Origin of the sequence: Rhodococcus mengyinensis (genome assembly GCF_048381435.1) — a bacterium.
GTDB classification, from domain to species: domain Bacteria; phylum Actinomycetota; class Actinomycetes; order Mycobacteriales; family Mycobacteriaceae; genus Rhodococcus_F; species Rhodococcus_F opacus_D.
The window spans coordinates 1-18447 of sequence record NZ_JBLWIT010000064.1 but is presented as its reverse complement, the minus strand read 5'-3'; the positions used below and the strand labels follow the sequence as shown (position 1 = coordinate 18447).

Sequence of the window (18447 nt, the reverse complement as noted above, 5' to 3'; positions counted from 1 at the left end):
CCGCGGTGTCACCGAAAAGAAGATGACGAGCGGTGAGCGTCATGGGTCCCCGATTCGGGGTTTCCAGATGCGGTTCCGATGGTTCGCGGTGTGATGCGCGACGAGCGCGTCCTGGCACGCAACGCTTGCATGGAGCGCCGCGGTCGCGGTGCGCCGGAATGCCGGTGCTCGGATGGGCGGGTCCTTCGATCGACGCGCGAGCCGATCCGGCGCCTCGTGACCTGCCGGTTCGTGTCCGTCAGGGACGGGCGGCGGTGCCCGGGGGCGAGTGTGCGTGTGCGGACGCTGCGTGGTGGACCACGACACAGCACCGGTCCGGTCGCGGGTCCAGTTCTGCGTGCGCGTCGTGTTGGGTGCTCCCGGCGATCGCGCCCTCGACAAGGCGTAAGTTCAACCCGCACACCACGTCCAGGTGGTCACGGGCGACATGGTGAAAGGGGCAGTTGCGTAGGTCGATACGGCCGTCGTCGGCGACCTGGGGCAGGTATCCGCAGCCGCGGAGCGCCGCCAGGAGATCTCCCCCGGTGTCGGCGACGGCCCGCTTGCCGGCGTCGAGCGCGGCCTCGTTCACGGCCGCCCGCACGGTTCCGCTGGTGTCCTGTTCGACCGAGGAGACGAGCAACCGTGCGAGCAGTTCATAGTCCCGGGGCGGCACGCTGACGGTCATTTCCGTCGTGGCCCGGGTGTAGAGCTTCGCCGGGCGGCCGGCGCCGGGCCCGCCGCGGCCGGCCGGCCGCTGGTAACTGACCGTCACCAGGTCGGCATCGGCCAGCTTGTCGAGGTGGTAGGCCGCGAGGGTCCGGCCGACGTCGACGGCGGCGGCCGCCTGCTCCCGCGAGACCGGTGCGTCGCTTTCGGTCACGTAGTCATACAGCCTGCGCCGCAACGGATCATCGAGGTTGCTCAACGCCGCCAGCACCGCCGGCGCAGCGGATCGCGGAGTGGACATACCCCGACTGTAACACCAAAAAGTATTGACAAATAGGCGTGGAGGGAAGATTCTAAAAATGAGTCCTATTACTTTTACAAAGGGGTTTCTGATGACTACTCCCACGCCCGACTCGGCGGCGACCGCACCCACACCCGGCACGGCCCTGCAACGCGCTCGCAGTGACCCCGCCTACGGCGCGTTCCTGTTGCTGCGGATCGGATTCACCGTGCTCCCGATCGTGATGGGCATCGACAAGTTCACGAACGTGCTCACCACCTGGGAGGACTACCTGGCGCCGTGGATCGTCGACCTCAGCCCGTTCAGCGCGCACCAGACCATGCTGGTCGTCGGAGTGATCGAAATCGTCGCCGGCATCGCCGTCGCGATCAAACCACGCTATGCGGCCTACATCGTCGCCGCCTGGCTCGCCGGAATCGTGATCAACCTGCTGAGCTACCCCGGCTTCTACGACATCGCACTGCGTGACTTCGGACTGATGCTCGCCGCCCTCACCCTCGGCCGGTTGGCCTACGTGTACGACCCGGCCTGGCACCGGCGGACCGCACTCGCCCCGAAACTCAGTGCCGTCTAGCCGACACCGACGTGCGTCCCCTCGTTCCGGGGCGCGCGACGTCGACACCCTCATTCGTCCACCCGCCCGAGGCCGCTGCGCTTCGCCGGGTGGACGCCACACCACCACCACTGCGGAAGGAACCCGGCATGCCGTCGACCGCGACACTCCACGTTCTCCATCAGGCACCAGGACGAGACCTGGCTGCGGCCGAAGAGGCGGCAGCGGCGTTCCTGGAGGCACTCGGGATCGACCTGGACTCGGAAAGCCTGCGCCAGACGCCCCGCCGCATGGCCCACGGCTATGCCGAACTGTTCACCCCCCGCGCCTTCGATCTGACCACCTTCCCCAACGACGAGGACTACGACGAACTCGTCCTGGTCCGCAACGTCCCGCTGCGATCGGTGTGTGAGCATCATCTGCTGCCGTTCGCCGGTACCGTGCACATCGGGTATCTGCCCGGCGAGCGCATCATTGGATTGTCCAAGCTCGCCCGCGTGGCAGAGCATTTCGCCTGTCGCCCTCAAGTTCAGGAACGGCTCACCAAGCAGATCGCGGGCTGGCTCGACGAACACCTGCATCCTCGGGGTGTCGGGGTGGTCATCGAGGCCGAGCACAGTTGCATGACCCTGCGCGGGGTGCAATCGGTGGGATCGGCCACCGTCACCTCCGCTCTGTTGGGAGCGTTGCGCGATGATCCTCGTTCGCGCCAGGAATTCTTCGCCCTCGCCGGCGTCCGCGCCTGACCGGGTGGGTGGACGACCCGCGGTCCGTCATTGCTTCGGCCGGGCGGCACGCCGAGCGCTGCGCCGCTCCGCGTTGCGGTCTCGGCCCGGTGCCGGGCCGGAGCGGGCGTCGGGCACGAGTGCGGGCCACCGGGGCTGCCGATCAGGACCGCGCCCGGGGGCGGTCCCAGACCACCTGGCCGTCGGCCCGCACCCGAGCGCCGTCCGCCGGGAGGTGCGGGGTGCGCCGGCCGTCGTGCATGAGGTGCTCGACGCGCACCCCGCGCCGCAGGACTGCGACGTCGGCGACGAGCCGGCGGTGGCACCGCCACCACACGCTCTCACTGCACATCATCGCCGTTTTCTGCCGCGCCGCCCGATCCAACAGCTCGGTCAGTGCCGCGGCGAACTCGGTGGTGCGGGTGTGTGCGGCATAGGCGGCGAACTGATCGACCTGCCACCACGGGTCCTCACGCGGCTCGCCGGGCGGCAGGCGGCGGCGCCCGCCCAGTCGCGGCTCCCAGCGATAGCCGATCCCGGCGGCCGGCAACCAGTGCGTCATCATCTCGCTGCCGACATCGGGGTTGCGGCGACTGCCGGGATACCGGCGAATGTCGACCACCGCGTCGACGCCGGCCGCGGTCAGCAGCGTGGTCAGCTCCTTCCGACCGAGCCGGCCGTGCCCGACGGACAGCAACATCGCCTCACCACCTCCGCCTGCCGGAGACCACACCGCCCCCATGTGCGATCGAGGTCGGCGCCGGGCATACCGGGCCGGCTAGCGTCGCGCCAGGTGGGCGACGCAGGTCTGGGGTGTTTCCCACGGGATGAGCCGATTGTCGGTTTCCGGTGCGCCGAGCCGGTCGAGGACGCCGCGCATCAGTCCGAGATGCAGCGCGCACACGACGTTCGGGCTCTGCCGGGCGACCGACTCGAACGGGCAGGCATGCAACCGGATTCGCATTTCCTCGGGTGTGGACTCGAGTTCGGGGTCGAATCCCATCTCCGCGAACAGGGTGGTGAGGGTGCTCGCGGCGCCCTCGATCGATCGGGGTGCCCCGGAGGTGCCGGTGAGGTCGTCGAGTGCCCACGCCCGGCCGGCCGCCTCCGCCCGGCCCACGGGGTCGCCGCCGTCGGCACCGGCCCAGTGCGCCGCCAACACCCGAGCCAACCCCTGGTATCCGGAATCGGCGTGCCCCGGTTCGAGGGGGGCCAGCGCCCGGTAGAGCCGACGCGGGCGGCCGCGCGCCGGATTCCGCTCGGGTTCGGCCGAGACCAATCCGGCGCCGGTCAACGCGTCGAGGTGGAAGCGAACCGTGGTCACGTGCAGCTCGCACAGCGCCGCCAGTTCCCCGACGGTCATCGGCGTCGGACTGGCCCGCAAAGCATCCAGCAACTGGACCCGTCTGCGCGAGGCCAGCACCGCGTGCGTCCCGGCGCGCTCGGCACCGGTTCCTTTTCGTATCGCCATACTGTATGACTTTAGAGGAAGGGATTCCTCAAAAAAAGGGCAGCGTCCCGGAGGTGGCCATGACCTATGTGATCGCAGAACCGTGCATCGATGTGATGGACCGGGCCTGTGTCGAGGAATGCCCGGTGGACTGCATCTACGAGGGCGGCCGGTCGCTGTACATCCACCCCGACGAATGCATCGACTGCGGCGCGTGCGAGCCGGTCTGCCCGGTGGAGGCCATCTTCTACGAGGACGACCTGCCCGCCCGGTGGGGCGCGTTCACCGACGACAACGCCCGGTTCTTCCACAGCCCGCTCCCCGGCGCGAGTGCCGCATTGGGGATGCCGGGAGGGGCGGGCAAGCTCGGCCGGCTCGCCGCCGACACCGAATTGGTCAGTGGGCATCCACATTCGGGCCCCGCCGCTACCGGCGAGGGGTCCCCCTGCGGCGGCGGTGCATCGTGACTCCCCTCACCGTGGACGTCGTCCCCGTCCGGCCGTACCCACAACGGCGCGGGATCAAGGGATCGTTCCTCTACCAGGCCGCCACCACCACCGACCCGAAGATGCTGGGTCTGATGTACATGGTCACCTCGTTCGTGTTCTTCATGGTCGGCGGGTTGATGGCCCTGCTGATCCGCACCGAACTCGCGGTCCCCGGCCTGCAGTTCCTGTCCAACGAACAGTACAACCAGCTGTTCACGATGCACGGCACCATCATGCTGCTGCTGTACGCGACGCCGATCGTCTTCGGATTCGCGAACTACATTCTGCCGCTGCAGATCGGTGCCCCCGACGTGGCGTTCCCCCGGCTGAACGCGCTGAGCTACTGGTTGTACCTGTTCGGCGCGATCATCACCGTGTCCGGGTTCCTCACCCCGGGAGGGGCCGCGGACTTCGGCTGGACCGGGTATTCCCCCCTGACCAGCGCGGTGCATTCGCCGGGGGTGGGCGGCGACCTGTGGATCACGGGACTGGCGTTGGCCGGTGTGGGCACCATCCTCGGTGGCGTCAACATGATCACCACCGTCATCTGTTTGCGGGCGCCGGGGATGACGATGTTCCGGATGCCGATCTTCACCTGGAACATCTTCATCACCATGATCCTGGTCCTGATCGCCTTCCCGATTCTGGCCGCGGCACTGTTGGGCCTGCTCGTGGATCGGCACCTGGGGGCGCACCTGTTCGACCCGGCCACCGGGGGCGCCCTGCTTTGGCAGCACCTGTTCTGGTTCTTCGGTCACCCCGAGGTGTACATCGTCGCGATCCCATTCTTCGGCATCGTCTCGGAGATCTTCCCTGTCTTCAGCCGCAAGCCGCTCTTCGGCTACACCGGCCTCGTCTACGCGACCATCGCCATCGCCGCACTGTCCACCGCGGTGTGGGCGCACCACATGTTCGCCACCGGTGCCGTTCTGCTGCCGTTCTTCTCGCTGATGAGCTTCTTCATCGCGGTGCCCACCGGGGTGAAGTTCTTCAACTGGATCGGCACCATGTGGAAAGGGCAGCTCACCTTCGAAACCCCCATGCTGTTCTCGCTCGGTTTCGTGGTGACCTTCCTGTTCGGTGGCCTGTCCGGCGTGTTGCTCGCGAGCCCGCCGCTGGACTTCCACGTCACCGACTCCTACTTCCTCGTCGCGCATTTCCACTACGTGCTGTTCGGCACCATCGTGTTCGCCACCTACGCCGGCATCTACTTCTGGTTCCCGAAGATGACCGGACGGCTGATGGATGAACGCCTCGGCAGATGGCACTTCTGGACCACGTTCATCGGTTTCCACACCACCTTTTTGGTCCAACACTGGCTCGGCGCCGAGGGCATGCCCCGCCGCTACGCCGACTACCTCCCCACGGACGGGTTCACCACCCTCAACACGGTCTCGACGATCGGCTCGTTCGTCCTCGGCGGGTCGGTGTTGCCGTTCGTGTGGAATGTTTTCAAGTCCTACCGGTACGGCCAGGTGGTCACGGTCGATGACCCCTGGGGTTACGGGAACTCGCTCGAGTGGGCCACCAGTTGTCCCCCGCCGCGGCACAACTTCACCGAGCTGCCCCGAATCCGTTCCGAGCGCCCCGCGTTCGAATTGCACTACCCCCACATGGTGACGCGGATGCGAGCCGAAACGTACGTCGGCCGACGGCCCAAGTCGGTCACGGTCACCGCCGGCACAGCCCGGGTCCCGAGCGAGAAACGGGCCGGCGATGAGTGACACCGCCGATCGTTCTTACAGTTTCCTGCGGTGTCCCGAAGCCGATGCGATCGCGACGCCTGCACGGTCCTGGCCGGTGAGCGGCGGCGACCGGCCGACCCCGCGGGGCGACTACTGCTGCACCCGTCCACCGGAGACCGTCCGGCGGACCCGTGCCCGCCTGACAAGGGGGGGCACATGACTGAGGTGGCGCGCTACACGCAGTTGATCCTGCCGGTGTTCTGGCTCGGGATGGTGGTGGCGATTTCGTTTCTCGAGGCGCCGATCAAATTTCGGGCCCCGGGCGTGACCCTGGCCATCGGGCTCGGCATCGGCCGGAAGGTCTTCCTCGCCCTCAATGCGGTGGAATTGGTTCTGGCACTCGCGCTGTTGGCGTCGTGCGTCGCCGCGCCCCCGGACGCAACCGCGTTGACGGTGCTCGCGCTTGTCACGGTGGTGCTGGTGGTGCAGATCGCGGTGGTCCGCCCGCCTCTGAGTACACGATCGGACCGGATCCTCGCCGGAGAGCACCTGCCACGATCGAGGATGCACCTGGTGTACATCGGACTGGAAGTAGCGAAGGTCGCATTGCTGATCGCGTTGATCTTCCAGTTCTTTCGGGCGGTGGCCTCATGCCTTCACTGACACCAGACGAACCTACGCGCACGGATCTGGCCACTCGCACCGACATCGAGGACCTGCTCCGCCGCTTCTACGGGCGCGTGCTCGTCGACGACCTCCTCGCCGACCCGTTCGCCGAGATCCGCGAGAGCGGACTCGAATCACACCTGCCGATCATGTGCGACTTCTGGGAAACCGTCCTGTTCGGGGCCCGCCTCTACCAGGGCAGCGCCCTGCGGGCGCACCGGAGCGTCCACACCCGGCATCGACTCGAGACACGACACTTCCTACGATGGCTCACCCTCTGGTCCACCACGGTCGGGCAGATGTTTCAGGGTCCGATCGCCGAACACGCCACAGTCCACGCCACCAGGATCGCCCGGGCGATGCACCGCAACCTGACCGGCACCGACTCCGCCGAACTCGACGCCCTCACCTCCCGACTTCACCGTCGGGTCCGCGAGGACCACACACCTGATCGCTCCCCCGGCGGTCACCTCGATGACCGAACGGCATCGCATCGCCTGAAGCACGGTCAGGCCACGGATCTCCCGGAAACCCACCCTAATTCGCGCCGAGCAGGTTAGACAGCGGCCCCCCGGGGACACCACCGTCGACCCGGATGCGTCCGCGACGGCAGAACACGAAAGGAAGTGCATCAACCGTGAACCAGAAGACATGGTCGGTGAACATCGTCATCGACGAACACAAATCGGCGGAGACCGGCGCCCAGACACGAGCGAGCGCCCGCCTGCGCACCAGCGGCCGGGCCGCCTTCGTGGGAACGGGACTCGCCCGGCGCAATCCGCGCCATACCGACGTCCCGGAAGTCAGCGACGACATGGCCGCCGCCCGCGCCCTGGCAGACCTGTCGCATCAACTGTACGAAGCGGCCGCACAGCGCGAAGCGGTCACGCGCAGCGCCCTCACCTCCGCACGCGCCGCCGATTTCGGCCGTCGACGTTCCTCGGCCTGAACTCGGCACGCACGAATCCCCTGTCGACCCGTTGGCGCGGGGCGGCGCCCGACACCTGCATTCCCGCGGACATTCCTCCACAAGGACATCACGATGAGCGAACATCTCTTTCACATAGCCCTCGCCGACGACTGGGAAGGCGCCGCACGGTTCGGAGAATACGAGGCGTCCACCCGCGCCCACACACTCGATCAGGTGGGATTCATCCACGCCGCGACCGCGGAGCAACTCGAGCACGTCCTCGCCACCGTATATCGTGACGTCAATCTTCCCCTGGCGGTGATTGTGATCGACCAGGACGCACTCCGCGATGCCGGTGTCGACGTTCGATGGGACGAGATGGCAGGGCCGTCGGGTACGCCCGGTCGGTGGGTTCCGCGGATCATGGGAGCGGTGCCGCTGGATCCGGACATCGTTGTGGCGACCATCCCGCTCGAGAAACACGGTGAGAATTGGGCCGTCCCCGACCTTTCCGGGTACAGCGTCGGCGAGGCGGCGTCGTAGCAATCCCCCGCCCGTAAACCCGGTCCACCGCTGTCGGCACACGTCCGCCGACACGGAGGCCAACTGTGCAGATTCCCGGGCGGGCCGCACCGGTAGCGGTGGCGCACAGTGCAGCTCGGGCGTGCACGAGTGCCTAAATCACCAGAGGCCCGTCGACAGAAACCCGGAGCCCACAGCTTTTGTTGGTGTCGAAAATCATCTGCAGAGTCACTCTCGGAAACAACGTGTCACAGAGCGTTCCGGCGAACGATCGCCACAATCACCCCGACATCGCCGCCCTCACCCCGACCCCGACCCCGGCACAGCAACGCCGCGTTTCGGACAACCTGACTCACCCCGCCACCAGCCTGGCCACACACAGTTCGGGTTCGACGAACGGCTCGAGGTGAGCCGAGATGGCCGGTCGCTGCGGCTTTCGGTTTCCCTCGGTCGCTGACGTGTCCAGCAGACCCTGCAGCAACCCCCGATGCACTCCGCACACCACCTCGGGATGCGACCGGGCCAGATCCCGTACCGGGCAGGCGTGCAGGCGAATGACCCGTTCACGTTCGCCGGCGGGGCCGCCGCTGTCCGCCGACGACGGTGCCGACGGGCCCGGCGCCGAGACCAGCTCGGGGCCGAAACCCATCCGCGCGAAAGCATCAGTGGTGCGCGCCGCCGCGTGATCGAGCGCATCACCGGCATCCGGTTCCGGTGTGTGCCCGCCGTCACCGGTGCCTGCGCTGCGGGAAGCCGCCATCCGCGTGGCCCATTCGTGCCCGGCGTGCTCCGCGCGGCGAGCCCGCGTCTGCGCCGTCTGGCCCAGCTCCATCGCGAGGACGTTGGCGAGAGTGCGGTAGTCCACGCGTTCCTCGATCGCCAGATAACCGGTACGGGGCCGGCCGGCGCCCGGCCGGTTCATCCGGGTGCGCGTGATCGCGCCGTCGTCACACAGCGCATCCAGATGGAACCGCACCGTGGTCACGTGCACACCGATCTGTGATGCCAGTTCGACGGCGTCCACCGCACCCTCGTGCTCACGCACCATCCGAAGAACACGTTCCCGCTGCCGGTTGCGCGGCAGGAAATTTCGCCGCGGCCCCCGGGTATCGCTCGCCTCGTCCACCGCGTCACCTTTCATTTTACCAATTTAGAGGATACCCTTCCGTTAAATATTAACCGCTTCACAACAACAGAGGTAGGGCATGACGGTCGACAACATCTGCGATCCCGACTTACCGATGACGACGCAATTCGAGCTCTTCGGTCCCGAATTCACCCAGTTCGTGTTGCCCTACCAATGCGCAATCGCGACGTTGACCACCAAAGTACAAATCCTGCGAAAGGGTTTCACGCACCTGGATCGCCACTGCCCGATCGAGCATGTCTCGGCACGGGTGAAATCCCCCGACAGCATCATGGCCAAAGCGCAGCGCCTGCGCTGCCCGCTCACGGCCGCCGACCTTCGTCAGAACATCCGCGATATCGCCGGAGTCCGCATCACCTGCGGTCTCATCTCGGACACCTACCGCGTTGCGGACCTGATCGGCGGTCAGCCCGATGTCACCGTGCTCGAGGTCGAAGACTACATCGCGAAGCCGAAATCCAACGGCTACAAAAGTTTGCATGTGTCAGTCGAGATCCCGGTGTTCTTGAGCGACCGAGTTGTCCAGGTACCCGTCGAGCTGCAAATCCAGACAATCGCCATGGACTTCTGGGCCAGCCTCGAGCACAAGATCTACTACAAGTACCAGCGCTCCGTCCCCCGCCGATTGTTGCAGGAGCTGACCGAGGCCGCCGACGTCGCGCACCGACTCGACAGGAAGATGGAGCGGCTGCACAACGAAGTTGCCGGTCTGAAGTCGGCGCTGGACTCCGACGACGGTCCACTGAGCCTCAAGGCCATTGACCACGATCACGGCGATCGCTCACAGAACCGTGCGGAAACCACACAACGCGACCGCCGGGCCGCTCGTGCGATACCCGCCGGCGGGTGGTGTGGATGTCTGCCGAACCACCACACACGTCGCCTAACGGAGCGTTGCAGGGCAACACCCGAGAATGACCCAGCACTGCACTACAGCAGTGCCGACGAAACCCCAATCCGTAAATCCCACGACACCAGTTTCACCAATCATCAACAGGCGGGAGGCCACTCATGTCCACACCAACCTTGCATGTGGATGCCTCGAAGGCGACACCCTCACCCGGTCGAGGACTGCGATTGCGGCTCAAGCCCGCCCAGTCCCGTGGATTCGTACAGGGCGCCTGGTGGCCACGATCGACTCACCTCACCGATGAACTTCCGGCCCTAATCACGGCCCTCTCGCGGCGGCTGGGCCCCATCGACCGGATCATCTACGACGAGAACGGCTGGGCGCCAGCACCGTCGCGTATCGACCACGCAGGCAACACGGTGGCCCTGCGACACTCCAAGGACCAGTCGAGCAATACCCTGGCGATCACCGGCGAGAAGTTCGGACGGCTGGTCCTGCTGGTGGTCCCTCCCTACACCGACCCGGTCTTCGCCTACGCGACCATAATGACGGCGGCGAGTCCGCGCGACGTCTCCACCGCCGACGAACTGCTGGCGATCGGTGCACGCGAGGCCGAGGATCGCCGGCTGGCACTGCTCGCCCAACACCGCTGGGAGTCCGAAGGCGGAGCAATACGCCACCGTGGAGACAGGTCTGTGCGGCCGCGCCGCACCGGCGACCGCGACGGGGTGCGACGCGGCTGAGTGAGACCCGGGGGACACACATCTTTTCCGTCCACCCTGGCACCGCCACAGTGATCCTCGACAATGGGCGGTCAGGGTGAGAGCACGCAGTGCCCTCGTGGACAACGCGTGCGACAGCAGCCCGTCGAGCCACGCGCGAAACGTTGTCCAACGGACGCGAAATTCCGCATGCGCTCAGAAGTCGTGCGCGTCGCGGCGCGGTCATCGTGTTCCACCATTCACCTGGTGATACACGACTCCACGGCGCAGAAGCGTCCATACCGCTGAGTGAATGGGACACGTGCTTCCAGGATCGCAAGACGGTGGGGTCAGTGCCTTTTCATGTCCGCGGGTAGTTCGGCGGATTACCGACGGCCTCACCGAAGAGGGCGGAACTGCGACCCACACACGCCTCGATGCCCAAAGTTCGACATCCACAGGATGTCCCCCCGTCTGGTGCTGGTGCTGCCTCCTCCAGTGCCACTCCCCCTGCCACCACCAGTCGCATAGCCGAGAGGCACTGTCGTTCCGGCCTACTCGCACTACCGCGCACACAGGTGAGACAGACCGCCGGAGCAGGTGTTGCTTGATACAATTGTCGTGCACACCACGGCACGGATACCAATGTCGTTTGCGTGCCGTGGGATGCGAAAAGTCCTCCTCCGATGGAATTCTCACATCGAGGTGCTGTCTCAGTGGAAGTATGACGAGTATGCGAAGACGCTGGCCGGCCGCACCCCCACCCGCGTGGCGCGGGGTGGGTATTGTTCACGGGCGTTCCGTTCTCGCAGCCGACCTCGGGATCACCGTCGAACTCATCGACCTTCTTCGCTACCCGGCCGGGGTGGAACTGCGTCTTGCCCTCACCGCCTACGGCCACGCGGCCCAGCAGGCACGCTATGAAACACGACCGCTGACCGACCCCGGGGACCCGTCGCCGCGGTGGTCGTTCCTCCGGACACACGTGCGCGCCGGGAATCTCACGGGCGAGGCCGACCCGTACCAGGCCCCGATCCTGTCGACCGGAACGACGCGCTTGATCGACTTCCGCACCACGCCGCGGTACTGGATAGGCGGAATCCACACGCCGGTGTCGCTCACGGTGACCGTGGAATGGGCCCGGATCGGCCTGGCGGCAACGTCGTCGACCATCGAGATCGGATCCGTACCCCACGCGCTCCCCTAATAGGACTGCGTCAGGAGGTTGGTGGCACCGTGGGCAGGTATGATCGAACGAACAAGTGCGCGTTGAAGTTCTCGGACAGTGGCGCGGAGGGCCAGTCCTGCCCAACCGATTCTGGATGAGTCAGTCGCAGGGTGCTGGGGAAGAGATGGGCGGCGGTGACCTTCGGTGGCGTGGTGGTGCCCGCCGAGCCAGGAGGGCTCGTCGTAATGTCCAGCTCGAGCCGGGTTTTCAGTTTCCGGTAGTCGTGCTCGATGCGCCAGCGGATCACACGTGGTGGCGTATCGCACCAGCCGGTCACCCCGGGAGCGGGCAGTTCACCGCAAGAGTGAACTGAGCACGGGTGGTGTCGACGTTCCGTCGAGGCACTCGTGGATGCGACGCAGGGTGGCCGCGCAGTCGGACCGCTCGGTGGGGTCGAGTTGGTCGAGGATGCGACGCAACTCGTCTTGCCGTCGAGCATTGACCTGCTCGACGACGGCGCGCCCCCGCGCCGTCGATTCCAGGGTGACGACGCTGCGATTCGATCGGTCCGCGCCTCGTCTGAGGTGCCCGGAGGCGAGCAGACGATCGGCGAGGCGGGTGACCGTCGATGCGGCCACACCCAATGCTCGCGCCGCCTGACTCGAACTCACTGTGCCCTCCTCGTTCAATACCATCAGCAGCCTCAGCTGCGGCAACGTGACCTCGACGTCGCCTCCCTCGATGCTGCGCAGCGCCACACCCACGAGATCTCGGATGGCGACTTCGAATGCTCGCAGATCCTCGGGACTCGTGCTCACCGACTCGTCGCCACCGTCGCGTTTGCGCATAGCTCAAGTATTGCAGAAGCTAAGCCTTGCATGCTGCAAGAAGTTGCGTAGGTTGGTGGATACTGGACCACCGCGCCGGCTGAGCCTCGTCAGTGATGTTCGAGCTTCGGCCCGAGCCGGGCCCGGCGCAGCGACACGAGTACCCAGCCCGCTCGAGACGAAATGAGGCCTCAGTGCACACAGATTCCCCGCACCCTATGACCCCCGCGTCCGCATGGAAGATTCTGCGGCAGGGAAACGAGCGATTCGTCGACGGGACCCCACTGCATCCCAACCAGGGGATCGCGGACCGCGCAGCGCTCTCCGACGGGCAGCACCCCAACGCCGTGTTGTTCGGATGCGGAGACTCGCGAGTCGCCGCCGAGATCATCTTCGATCAGGGTCTCGGTGACGTGTTCGTCGTGCGCACCGCAGGCCACGTCCTCGACGACGCCGTTCTCGGCTCGATCGAGTACGCCGTCGAAATCGTGAACGTTCCGCTCATCGTCGTGCTCGGCCACGACGGCTGTGGCGCCGTGAAGGCGACGCTCGACGCGCTCGACAACGGCGCGGTGCCGGACGGGTTCATTCGCACTGTCGTCGAACGCGTGGCACCGTCGGTCATGACGGGACGTCGTGAAGGGCTCTGCACCGCAGACGAACTCGAGGCCCGTCACGTAGTGGAGACCGGCGAACTTCTTGCGCAGCGTTCACGCCTCATCGCCGGACGCATCGAGGCCGGTACTTGCGCCATCGCGGGCGTCACCTACAAGCTGTCCGACGGCCGAATACATCTTCAGGGGACGGTGGGAGACATCGGTGAGCCCGGCAACTGACTCCCCAGAACCACGACTTACGTCGGATCCAACACCACCACATCACTCACCACCGGCGGATAGCGCGGGCGGGGCACCGGCGCGGCCGCGGATCGACCAGATCGACCCCGCAATCAACGCCATAGTCACTGTCCAACCCGAGCACGCACTCGAACTCGCCCGAAAATCCTATGCCCGCACCATGTCTGGTGAACCACTCGGCCCCCTCCATGGGTTGCCGATCGCCCACAAGGACACCCTCGATACCGCGGGGCTGCGCACCACCCATGGGTCCCCGATCTTCGCCGACCACATCCCTCCCGCAGCCAACTCGTGGTCGAACGCACCCACGCCGCCGGCGCAATCCCGCACCAACACGGCATCGTCGACGGGGACGTGCTCGCGATCTCCACCCCGCGAGGAACCCTGCACGCCCAGGCGCGGATCACTGGCATCCGACCCGGCGTGCTGTTCGTCCCGTTCCACTACGGCTACATGAACACTCGCCGCATACAAGACCTCGTGTCGACTATAGGTCGAATGTTGCATATTGCCAGTAGCCGCTGAGCCGGTAGTACCCGACGGTGTCCAACCACTGCTCCGCGGCCGCGGGGTCGACGATCGTCATGCCCCGCGATTCCAGCAGCTGCCGCTGCTGGGGAATGGTCTTGAACGGTTTGCAGTAGGCGGGCTGGCTCATGAGGATAAAGAAAACCAGCCTCCCCCTCGAATGAGTGGAAGGCTGGCCGTGTTGGCGTCAACTGTACCGGAACCGGTCTGGTCGTTCCTTCCTCGGTTCGGCGCCAGGTGTCGGCGCCACTTGTCTTCCATCCAACGCGCAATGGTTGCGATTGCGCAATGGTTAGGTGCAGGATTGGGTATGAGGCGTGTGTGCGCCGGCAGCTGCAGACCGGCAACGGGGCAGGTGAGGCGGTGGTGTGACGTCGCGTGCTGGTCGGGCATCGCGACGGCGTCGGGTGTCGGGGTCGAGGACGTCGTCCCGACGCCGCACTGTAGGTGCGGTTGCCGAGGGCACGAGGTGAATTCGTCAGACGGTGACCTCGCGTCTAGGCAATGTGCCTGCGCCACCGACCGCCGTGCCGGAAGCGCGCACGCAACCATGGGAGTGGGTTGACAAGTGGCAGTGGTGGTCGTTCGCGACTGCGCACCATCCCGAGAGGTCGCCCCGGGAAGAAATCGAGAACAGTATGCCTACGTTCGTCGTCGAGTACACCTACAGTCCCGAATCGTCGTCCGGTCGTGACGATCACCGCACCGATCATCATGCATGGCTCGCGGAATTGGTTCGCCGCAAGGTGGTGCTGTCGTCGAGTCCCGTCGCCGACCACAGCGGCTTCCAGTTCATCGTCGACGCCGCCGATGCCGACACCGTGGCCCGCCTGTTCGGGCACGACCCGTTTGCGCAGGCACACCTCGTATCCCATGTATCCATCAGCCCCTGGAACCGGTGACAGGACGATCTCACGAGTTATGGGAGCCGGTTGTGGGCAAAGGTTGAGATGTCCGGTGACGAGGTAGCTGAGAGCGACTCGTACCCGCAACGGTGCAGCCTCCGGTCACGATCCGGGACCGGAGGAGCCCCGCGGGTGCCCGGAGGCGATCGACGTGGCTTCTCCCGCTGCCACGTGTCGAAGCGTCGCGCCCGCGCGATGTGGGGGTACCCCAACCGCGCGGTGGGGCACGGAACCTTCCGTAGCCGTCCGGCTGGGATGTGACGGTGAAAAGGGACAGCGACAGATTGCGCGGCAGAAGACCCGCACTGCGAGGGTTCGTACATTTCGGGTGGCGTCCTGACCCGTGACGCCGGCCGCTTTCCCGGCGAGGGTCTTGCGCTGCCCGCCAACACGCGTCCGAGTATCACTCGTTTCCGGGGTTTGGTGCGCTTTAGGGTCGGTGTCCCGGCTCGGCGCCGGGGTGGAAGGTGTCCGCGCTGGCTTCGGCCCAGTCGGCGGCCCAGGCGCGCGGTGTGTGATGGAGGAGTTCACCGGGCGTCAACCATTCGTAGATTTCGGCGTAGGAACTCACCCGGGTCGGGGTGATCTTCTTTCGCAGCAGATGCGGGCCGAGCCCGGACGGGTCGGTGACGCCCATCGAGGCCATGATCTGCACGGCCTGGCGGACGGTGGCCTCGTGGTACCGATACGCGCGAAGGCTCTTGTCCGCCACGTCGAGGGCCCGGGTGCGCTTCGGGTCCTGGGTCGCGACACCGACCGGGCAGGTGTTGGTGTGACAGCGTTGCGCCTGGATGCAGCCGATGGCCATCATCATCGCCCGGGCGGCGTTGGTGTAGTCCGCGCCCTGGATCAGCCGCTTGACGATGTCATTGCCGACCGCGACCTTGCCGCTGGCCCCAAGCCGGATCTGCTCCCGCAGTCCGGTGCCGACCAAGGCGTTGTGGACGGTCATCAACCCATCGGTCAGCGGCAGGCCCACATGGTCTTCGTATTCGAGTGGGGCGGCGGCGGTGCCGCCCTCGGCGCCGTCGACGACGATGAAGTCCGGTCCCGTGCCCACCTCCAGGATCGCCTTGCAGATCGCGAGGATCTCCACCCGCGAGCCCACACACAGCTTCAGTCCCACCGGTTTGCCGTCTGCGAGATCGCGCATCCGGGCGACGAATTCGATCATCTCCCGCGGGGTGTGGAACGCGGAATGCGCCGCGGGGCTGACGCATTTCTCCCCGACCGGCACGCCCCGGTATTCGGCGATCTCGGCGCTCACCTTCGCCGCCGGCAGCACACCCCCGACGCCGGGTTTCGCGCCCTGGCTCAGTTTCAGCGAGATCGCCTTGACCTGCTCGTGTGCGGCCTTGTCGGCGAACCGGTGCGGGTCGAAATGCCCGCCTGTGGTGCGGGTGCCGAAGTATCCGGACCCGATCTCCCAGATGATGTCGCCGCCGCCGGACAGGTGGTACGGGGTCAGGCCGCCCTCGCCGGTATCGTGGGCGAACCCGCCCCGGGCGGCGGCACTGTTCAGCGCGCGCAGCGCGTTCGCGGACAGGGCACCGAAGCTCATCGACGAAATGTTCAGCAGGGACATCGAATACGGCCTGGGGCAGTCCGGGCCGCCGACGAGCACCCGCGGCGCTCGCTCGGGTTCGGCGGCCGGCATCACCGAGTGCACCAGATATTCGTAGCCGACCTCTTCGATGTCGCGTTCGGTCCCGAACGACAGTTCACCGTGGATCCCCTTGGCGCGTTCGTAGATGACGGTGCGCACATCCCGGTCGAAGGGGCGGCCGTCGAAGTTGCGTTCGATAAAGTACTGCTGCAGTTCCGGGCGCAGGCTTTCCAGGAGATACCGCAGATGCCCGAGGATCGGGTAGTTGCGCAGCACCGAATGCTTGCGCTGCAGCAGATCGTAGAGGCCGACGATCAGCAACACCGCCAGCAGCGCAGCGACCACCCACCACGCCCACGAGCCGACCGCGGCCGCGGCGGTGACGACACCGAGCCCGAGGACGGTGAACCCGACGATCAGGAACCGGAACATCGACACCCTTCCCCGCCGAGGGACACCGGCGGCGGGCCTCCCCCGGCCCGGCCGGCAGGCCCGGTCCCCCACGGCCCGGCGTAGCGGCCCTGCAGCCGTCTCATCGGCAGTTCACTTCCTTGCAGGCCGTCTGAGGTTCCCCCCGGAAAGTGGACACCGACTTGGCGGGACACCGGTCCCGCTGGAAGGATGTCCGTATGCCCCCTCGCAAGCGTCGGTCGTTCACGACCGAGTACAAGGTCGAGGCTGCCCACCGGGTGATCGACTCCGGTCGCACCATCGCAGAGGTCGCCCGAGAACTCGGCCTCAACGAGAGTCTGTTGGGTGAATGGGTCAAACTCGAGCGGCGCAGAATCGCCGCCGCAGAGTCCCACGGAGAGAAGCCTTTGGACGCGGCCGAACACGCCGAGCTACGCCGATTGCGAAGGCAGGTAAGCGAACTCGAGAAGGACAACGCTTTCCTGGTAAAAGCTTCGGCGTACTTTGCCGCGATGCAGAAGAACCGACCCGGTTCGATCTGATGGCCAAGTACGCCGGCCCCGACAACATCGAAGAGACCGCCGGCACCGCCGCGCCGGAAGGTGAACGGTTCTCGATCCTGCGGATGGCGAGACTGCTGGAGGTGTCCACATCGGGCTACTACCAGTACGTCAAGCGCAGAGTTGCCACGGTGTTGACGCCGAGGCAACAGCGTCGCGCCGACCTCGAAGTCAAGATCGTCGAGGTCCACCGGGAATCGAAGGGTACCTACGGGTCGCCGCGGGTCACGGCCGAGTTGCGGGCGCGTGGTGAGGTGGTGAACGCCAAGACCGTGGCCAAGATCATGGCCTCGCTCGGTGTGGAGGGCATCAGCCCGCGCACGTTCAAGGTCAAGACCACGGCGGTCGATCCGCAGGCGTCGTTCCCGCCGGATCTGATCGAGCGGCACTTCGATCGGGGCCGGCTCGATGCGGTCTGGTTTACCGACATCACCTACCTCACGTGCGGTGAAGGGGACATGTTCTTGTGTGCGATCCGGGACGGTCATTCACGGAAGGTGTTGGGATACAGCATTGCTAATCACATCAGCGCCGAGATGGTCACCACCGCCATCGATCGAGCCGTGGCCACGCGCGGTGGGCGGTGTCGCGAGACGATCCTGCATTCGGACCGGGGTGGGGAATACACTGCCCACCTGACCGCGGCGTCGTGTGTGCAGCACGGGTTGCGTCGGTCGATGGGTGCGACCGGGATTTGTTGGGACAACAGTCCATCCGAATCGTTTTGGTCGATCTTCAAGCATGAAGAATACTATCGGCACGTCTATGCAACGAAGGCTGATCTCGTTGCTGGCGTTGACAACTGGATTGTCTTCTACAACACTGTTCGACGGAACTCTACGGTGGGGATGCACAGTCCCGACAGCTACGAGAAGTTGCTTCAGGTGGAAGTCGCCTGAGGCACGCAACCCCCTTGTCCACCGTTCGGGGGGAACCTCA

The 18447-nt window shown here is 66.1% G+C and carries 21 protein-coding genes and 4 pseudogenes; 17 read left to right on the top strand and 8 right to left on the bottom strand.

What is annotated here, in order from left to right:
• Positions 1 to 238 precede the first annotated feature (238 nt).
• Positions 239 to 949, bottom strand: coding sequence for a helix-turn-helix transcriptional regulator (locus tag ACNJ7E_RS13120; RefSeq protein WP_418340076.1), 711 nt, complete (start codon positions 947 to 949; stop codon positions 239 to 241).
• A gap of 91 nt (positions 950 to 1040) precedes the next feature.
• On the opposite strand from ACNJ7E_RS13120, the gene ACNJ7E_RS13115 reads away from it, so the two are divergent.
• Both ACNJ7E_RS13115 and folE read left to right on the top strand, forming a co-directional pair.
• Positions 1041 to 1523 (top strand): hypothetical protein, encoded by a 483-nt coding sequence (locus ACNJ7E_RS13115; RefSeq protein ID WP_418340075.1) that lies wholly within the window; start codon positions 1041 to 1043, stop codon positions 1521 to 1523.
• Positions 1524 to 1651: 128 nt separating this feature from the next.
• The gene (gene folE, locus ACNJ7E_RS13110; RefSeq protein ID WP_242324018.1) at positions 1652 to 2248 is read left to right on the top strand and encodes a GTP cyclohydrolase I FolE; all 597 of its coding nucleotides are present in this window, start codon (positions 1652 to 1654) and stop codon (positions 2246 to 2248) included.
• A 142-nt stretch (positions 2249 to 2390) separates the two neighbouring features.
• Here the strand turns inward: folE and ACNJ7E_RS13105 are convergent, their stop codons facing one another.
• Both ACNJ7E_RS13105 and ACNJ7E_RS13100 read right to left on the bottom strand, forming a co-directional pair.
• On the bottom strand, positions 2391 to 2927 hold the full coding sequence (locus ACNJ7E_RS13105) for a DUF488 domain-containing protein (protein WP_418340074.1): 537 nt from the start codon (positions 2925 to 2927) through the stop codon (positions 2391 to 2393).
• 78 nt (positions 2928 to 3005) lie between these two features.
• On the bottom strand, positions 3006 to 3698 hold the full coding sequence (locus tag ACNJ7E_RS13100; protein WP_418340073.1) for a helix-turn-helix transcriptional regulator: 693 nt from the start codon (positions 3696 to 3698) through the stop codon (positions 3006 to 3008).
• A 59-nt stretch (positions 3699 to 3757) separates the two neighbouring features.
• On the opposite strand from ACNJ7E_RS13100, the gene fdxA reads away from it, so the two are divergent.
• The 6 genes and pseudogenes from fdxA to ACNJ7E_RS13070 all read left to right on the top strand — a co-directional run bounded on the left by fdxA (position 3758) and on the right by ACNJ7E_RS13070 (position 7969).
• Positions 3758 to 4144, top strand: a complete 387-nt coding sequence (gene fdxA, locus ACNJ7E_RS13095) for a ferredoxin (protein WP_418340072.1) — start codon at positions 3758 to 3760, stop codon at positions 4142 to 4144.
• On the top strand, positions 4141 to 5889 hold the full coding sequence (gene ctaD, locus ACNJ7E_RS13090; protein WP_418340071.1) for an aa3-type cytochrome oxidase subunit I: 1749 nt from the start codon (positions 4141 to 4143) through the stop codon (positions 5887 to 5889). The genes fdxA and ctaD overlap by 4 nt, the downstream gene beginning before the upstream one ends.
• Positions 5890 to 6066: 177 nt before the next feature.
• Positions 6067 to 6513, top strand: a complete 447-nt coding sequence (locus tag ACNJ7E_RS13085; protein WP_418340070.1) for a hypothetical protein — start codon at positions 6067 to 6069, stop codon at positions 6511 to 6513.
• A pseudogene (locus ACNJ7E_RS13080) lies at positions 6501 to 6974 on the top strand (group III truncated hemoglobin); the annotation flags it as partial. The gene ACNJ7E_RS13085 and the pseudogene ACNJ7E_RS13080, both read left to right, overlap by 13 nt.
• Positions 6975 to 7153: 179 nt before the next feature.
• A complete protein-coding gene (locus ACNJ7E_RS13075) occupies positions 7154 to 7465 on the top strand; it encodes a dsRBD fold-containing protein (protein WP_418340069.1) in 312 nt (103 codons plus the stop codon).
• Between the two features lie 93 nt (positions 7466 to 7558).
• The gene (locus ACNJ7E_RS13070) at positions 7559 to 7969 is read left to right on the top strand and encodes a DUF952 domain-containing protein (RefSeq protein WP_016880633.1); all 411 of its coding nucleotides are present in this window, start codon (positions 7559 to 7561) and stop codon (positions 7967 to 7969) included.
• Between the two features lie 331 nt (positions 7970 to 8300).
• Here the strand turns inward: ACNJ7E_RS13070 and ACNJ7E_RS13065 are convergent, their stop codons facing one another.
• Positions 8301 to 9089 (bottom strand): helix-turn-helix transcriptional regulator, encoded by a 789-nt coding sequence (locus ACNJ7E_RS13065; RefSeq protein WP_418340068.1) that lies wholly within the window; start codon positions 9087 to 9089, stop codon positions 8301 to 8303.
• Positions 9090 to 9153: 64 nt separating this feature from the next.
• Here ACNJ7E_RS13065 and ACNJ7E_RS13060 point away from each other — a divergent pair.
• The 3 genes and pseudogenes from ACNJ7E_RS13060 to ACNJ7E_RS13050 all read left to right on the top strand — a co-directional run bounded on the left by ACNJ7E_RS13060 (position 9154) and on the right by ACNJ7E_RS13050 (position 11853).
• Positions 9154 to 10013 (top strand): annotated as a pseudogene (locus tag ACNJ7E_RS13060) (GTP pyrophosphokinase).
• A 159-nt stretch (positions 10014 to 10172) separates the two neighbouring features.
• On the top strand, positions 10173 to 10688 hold the full coding sequence (locus ACNJ7E_RS13055; protein WP_418340088.1) for a DUF5994 family protein: 516 nt from the start codon (positions 10173 to 10175) through the stop codon (positions 10686 to 10688).
• Positions 10689 to 11424: 736 nt separating this feature from the next.
• Positions 11425 to 11853: a hypothetical protein gene (locus ACNJ7E_RS13050; RefSeq protein ID WP_418340087.1), complete on the top strand. Its 429-nt coding sequence runs from the start codon at positions 11425 to 11427 to the stop codon at positions 11851 to 11853.
• A 94-nt stretch (positions 11854 to 11947) separates the two neighbouring features.
• Here ACNJ7E_RS13050 and ACNJ7E_RS13045 read toward each other — a convergent pair.
• Positions 11948 to 12118: pseudogene (locus tag ACNJ7E_RS13045) on the bottom strand (IS701 family transposase); the annotation flags it as partial.
• 49 nt (positions 12119 to 12167) lie between these two features.
• On the bottom strand, positions 12168 to 12662 hold the full coding sequence (locus ACNJ7E_RS13040) for a MarR family winged helix-turn-helix transcriptional regulator (RefSeq protein ID WP_418340066.1): 495 nt from the start codon (positions 12660 to 12662) through the stop codon (positions 12168 to 12170).
• A gap of 197 nt (positions 12663 to 12859) precedes the next feature.
• Between ACNJ7E_RS13040 and ACNJ7E_RS13035 the strand changes: the two genes are divergently transcribed.
• The 3 genes and pseudogenes from ACNJ7E_RS13035 (at position 12860) to ACNJ7E_RS13025 (ending at position 14023) form a co-directional block, all read left to right on the top strand.
• Positions 12860 to 13477 (top strand): carbonic anhydrase, encoded by a 618-nt coding sequence (locus ACNJ7E_RS13035; protein ID WP_418340065.1) that lies wholly within the window; start codon positions 12860 to 12862, stop codon positions 13475 to 13477.
• Positions 13461 to 13766, top strand: a pseudogene (locus tag ACNJ7E_RS13030) (amidase family protein); the annotation flags it as partial. The gene ACNJ7E_RS13035 and the pseudogene ACNJ7E_RS13030, both read left to right, overlap by 17 nt.
• Before the next feature lie 23 nt (positions 13767 to 13789).
• Positions 13790 to 14023: a molybdopterin dinucleotide binding domain-containing protein gene (locus ACNJ7E_RS13025; protein ID WP_007300298.1), complete on the top strand. Its 234-nt coding sequence runs from the start codon at positions 13790 to 13792 to the stop codon at positions 14021 to 14023.
• Here ACNJ7E_RS13025 and ACNJ7E_RS13020 read toward each other — a convergent pair.
• Positions 13986 to 14156: a hypothetical protein gene (locus tag ACNJ7E_RS13020; RefSeq protein WP_418340064.1), complete on the bottom strand. Its 171-nt coding sequence runs from the start codon at positions 14154 to 14156 to the stop codon at positions 13986 to 13988. The two genes, ACNJ7E_RS13025 and ACNJ7E_RS13020, sit on opposite strands and share 38 nt — an antisense overlap.
• 508 nt (positions 14157 to 14664) lie before the next feature.
• On the opposite strand from ACNJ7E_RS13020, the gene ACNJ7E_RS13015 reads away from it, so the two are divergent.
• Complete coding sequence (locus ACNJ7E_RS13015; RefSeq protein WP_007296737.1) at positions 14665 to 14928, top strand: YciI family protein; 264 nt, start codon at positions 14665 to 14667, stop codon at positions 14926 to 14928.
• Positions 14929 to 15361: 433 nt separating this feature from the next.
• Here the strand turns inward: ACNJ7E_RS13015 and ACNJ7E_RS13010 are convergent, their stop codons facing one another.
• Positions 15362 to 16969 carry an FMN-binding glutamate synthase family protein gene (locus tag ACNJ7E_RS13010; protein ID WP_418340063.1) on the bottom strand — a complete coding sequence of 536 codons (1608 nt, stop codon included), beginning with the start codon at positions 16967 to 16969 and terminating at the stop codon, positions 15362 to 15364.
• A gap of 197 nt (positions 16970 to 17166) precedes the next feature.
• Here ACNJ7E_RS13010 and ACNJ7E_RS13005 point away from each other — a divergent pair, with 197 nt between their 5' ends.
• Together ACNJ7E_RS13005 and ACNJ7E_RS13000 are read left to right on the top strand one after the other, a co-directional pair.
• Complete coding sequence (locus ACNJ7E_RS13005) at positions 17167 to 17490, top strand: transposase (RefSeq protein ID WP_418339244.1); 324 nt, start codon at positions 17167 to 17169, stop codon at positions 17488 to 17490.
• Positions 17490 to 18407 carry an IS3 family transposase gene (locus tag ACNJ7E_RS13000; protein ID WP_418339243.1) on the top strand — a complete coding sequence of 306 codons (918 nt, stop codon included), beginning with the start codon at positions 17490 to 17492 and terminating at the stop codon, positions 18405 to 18407. Before ACNJ7E_RS13005 ends, ACNJ7E_RS13000 begins: the two co-directional genes overlap by 1 nt.
• Positions 18408 to 18447: the final 40 nt, after the last annotated feature.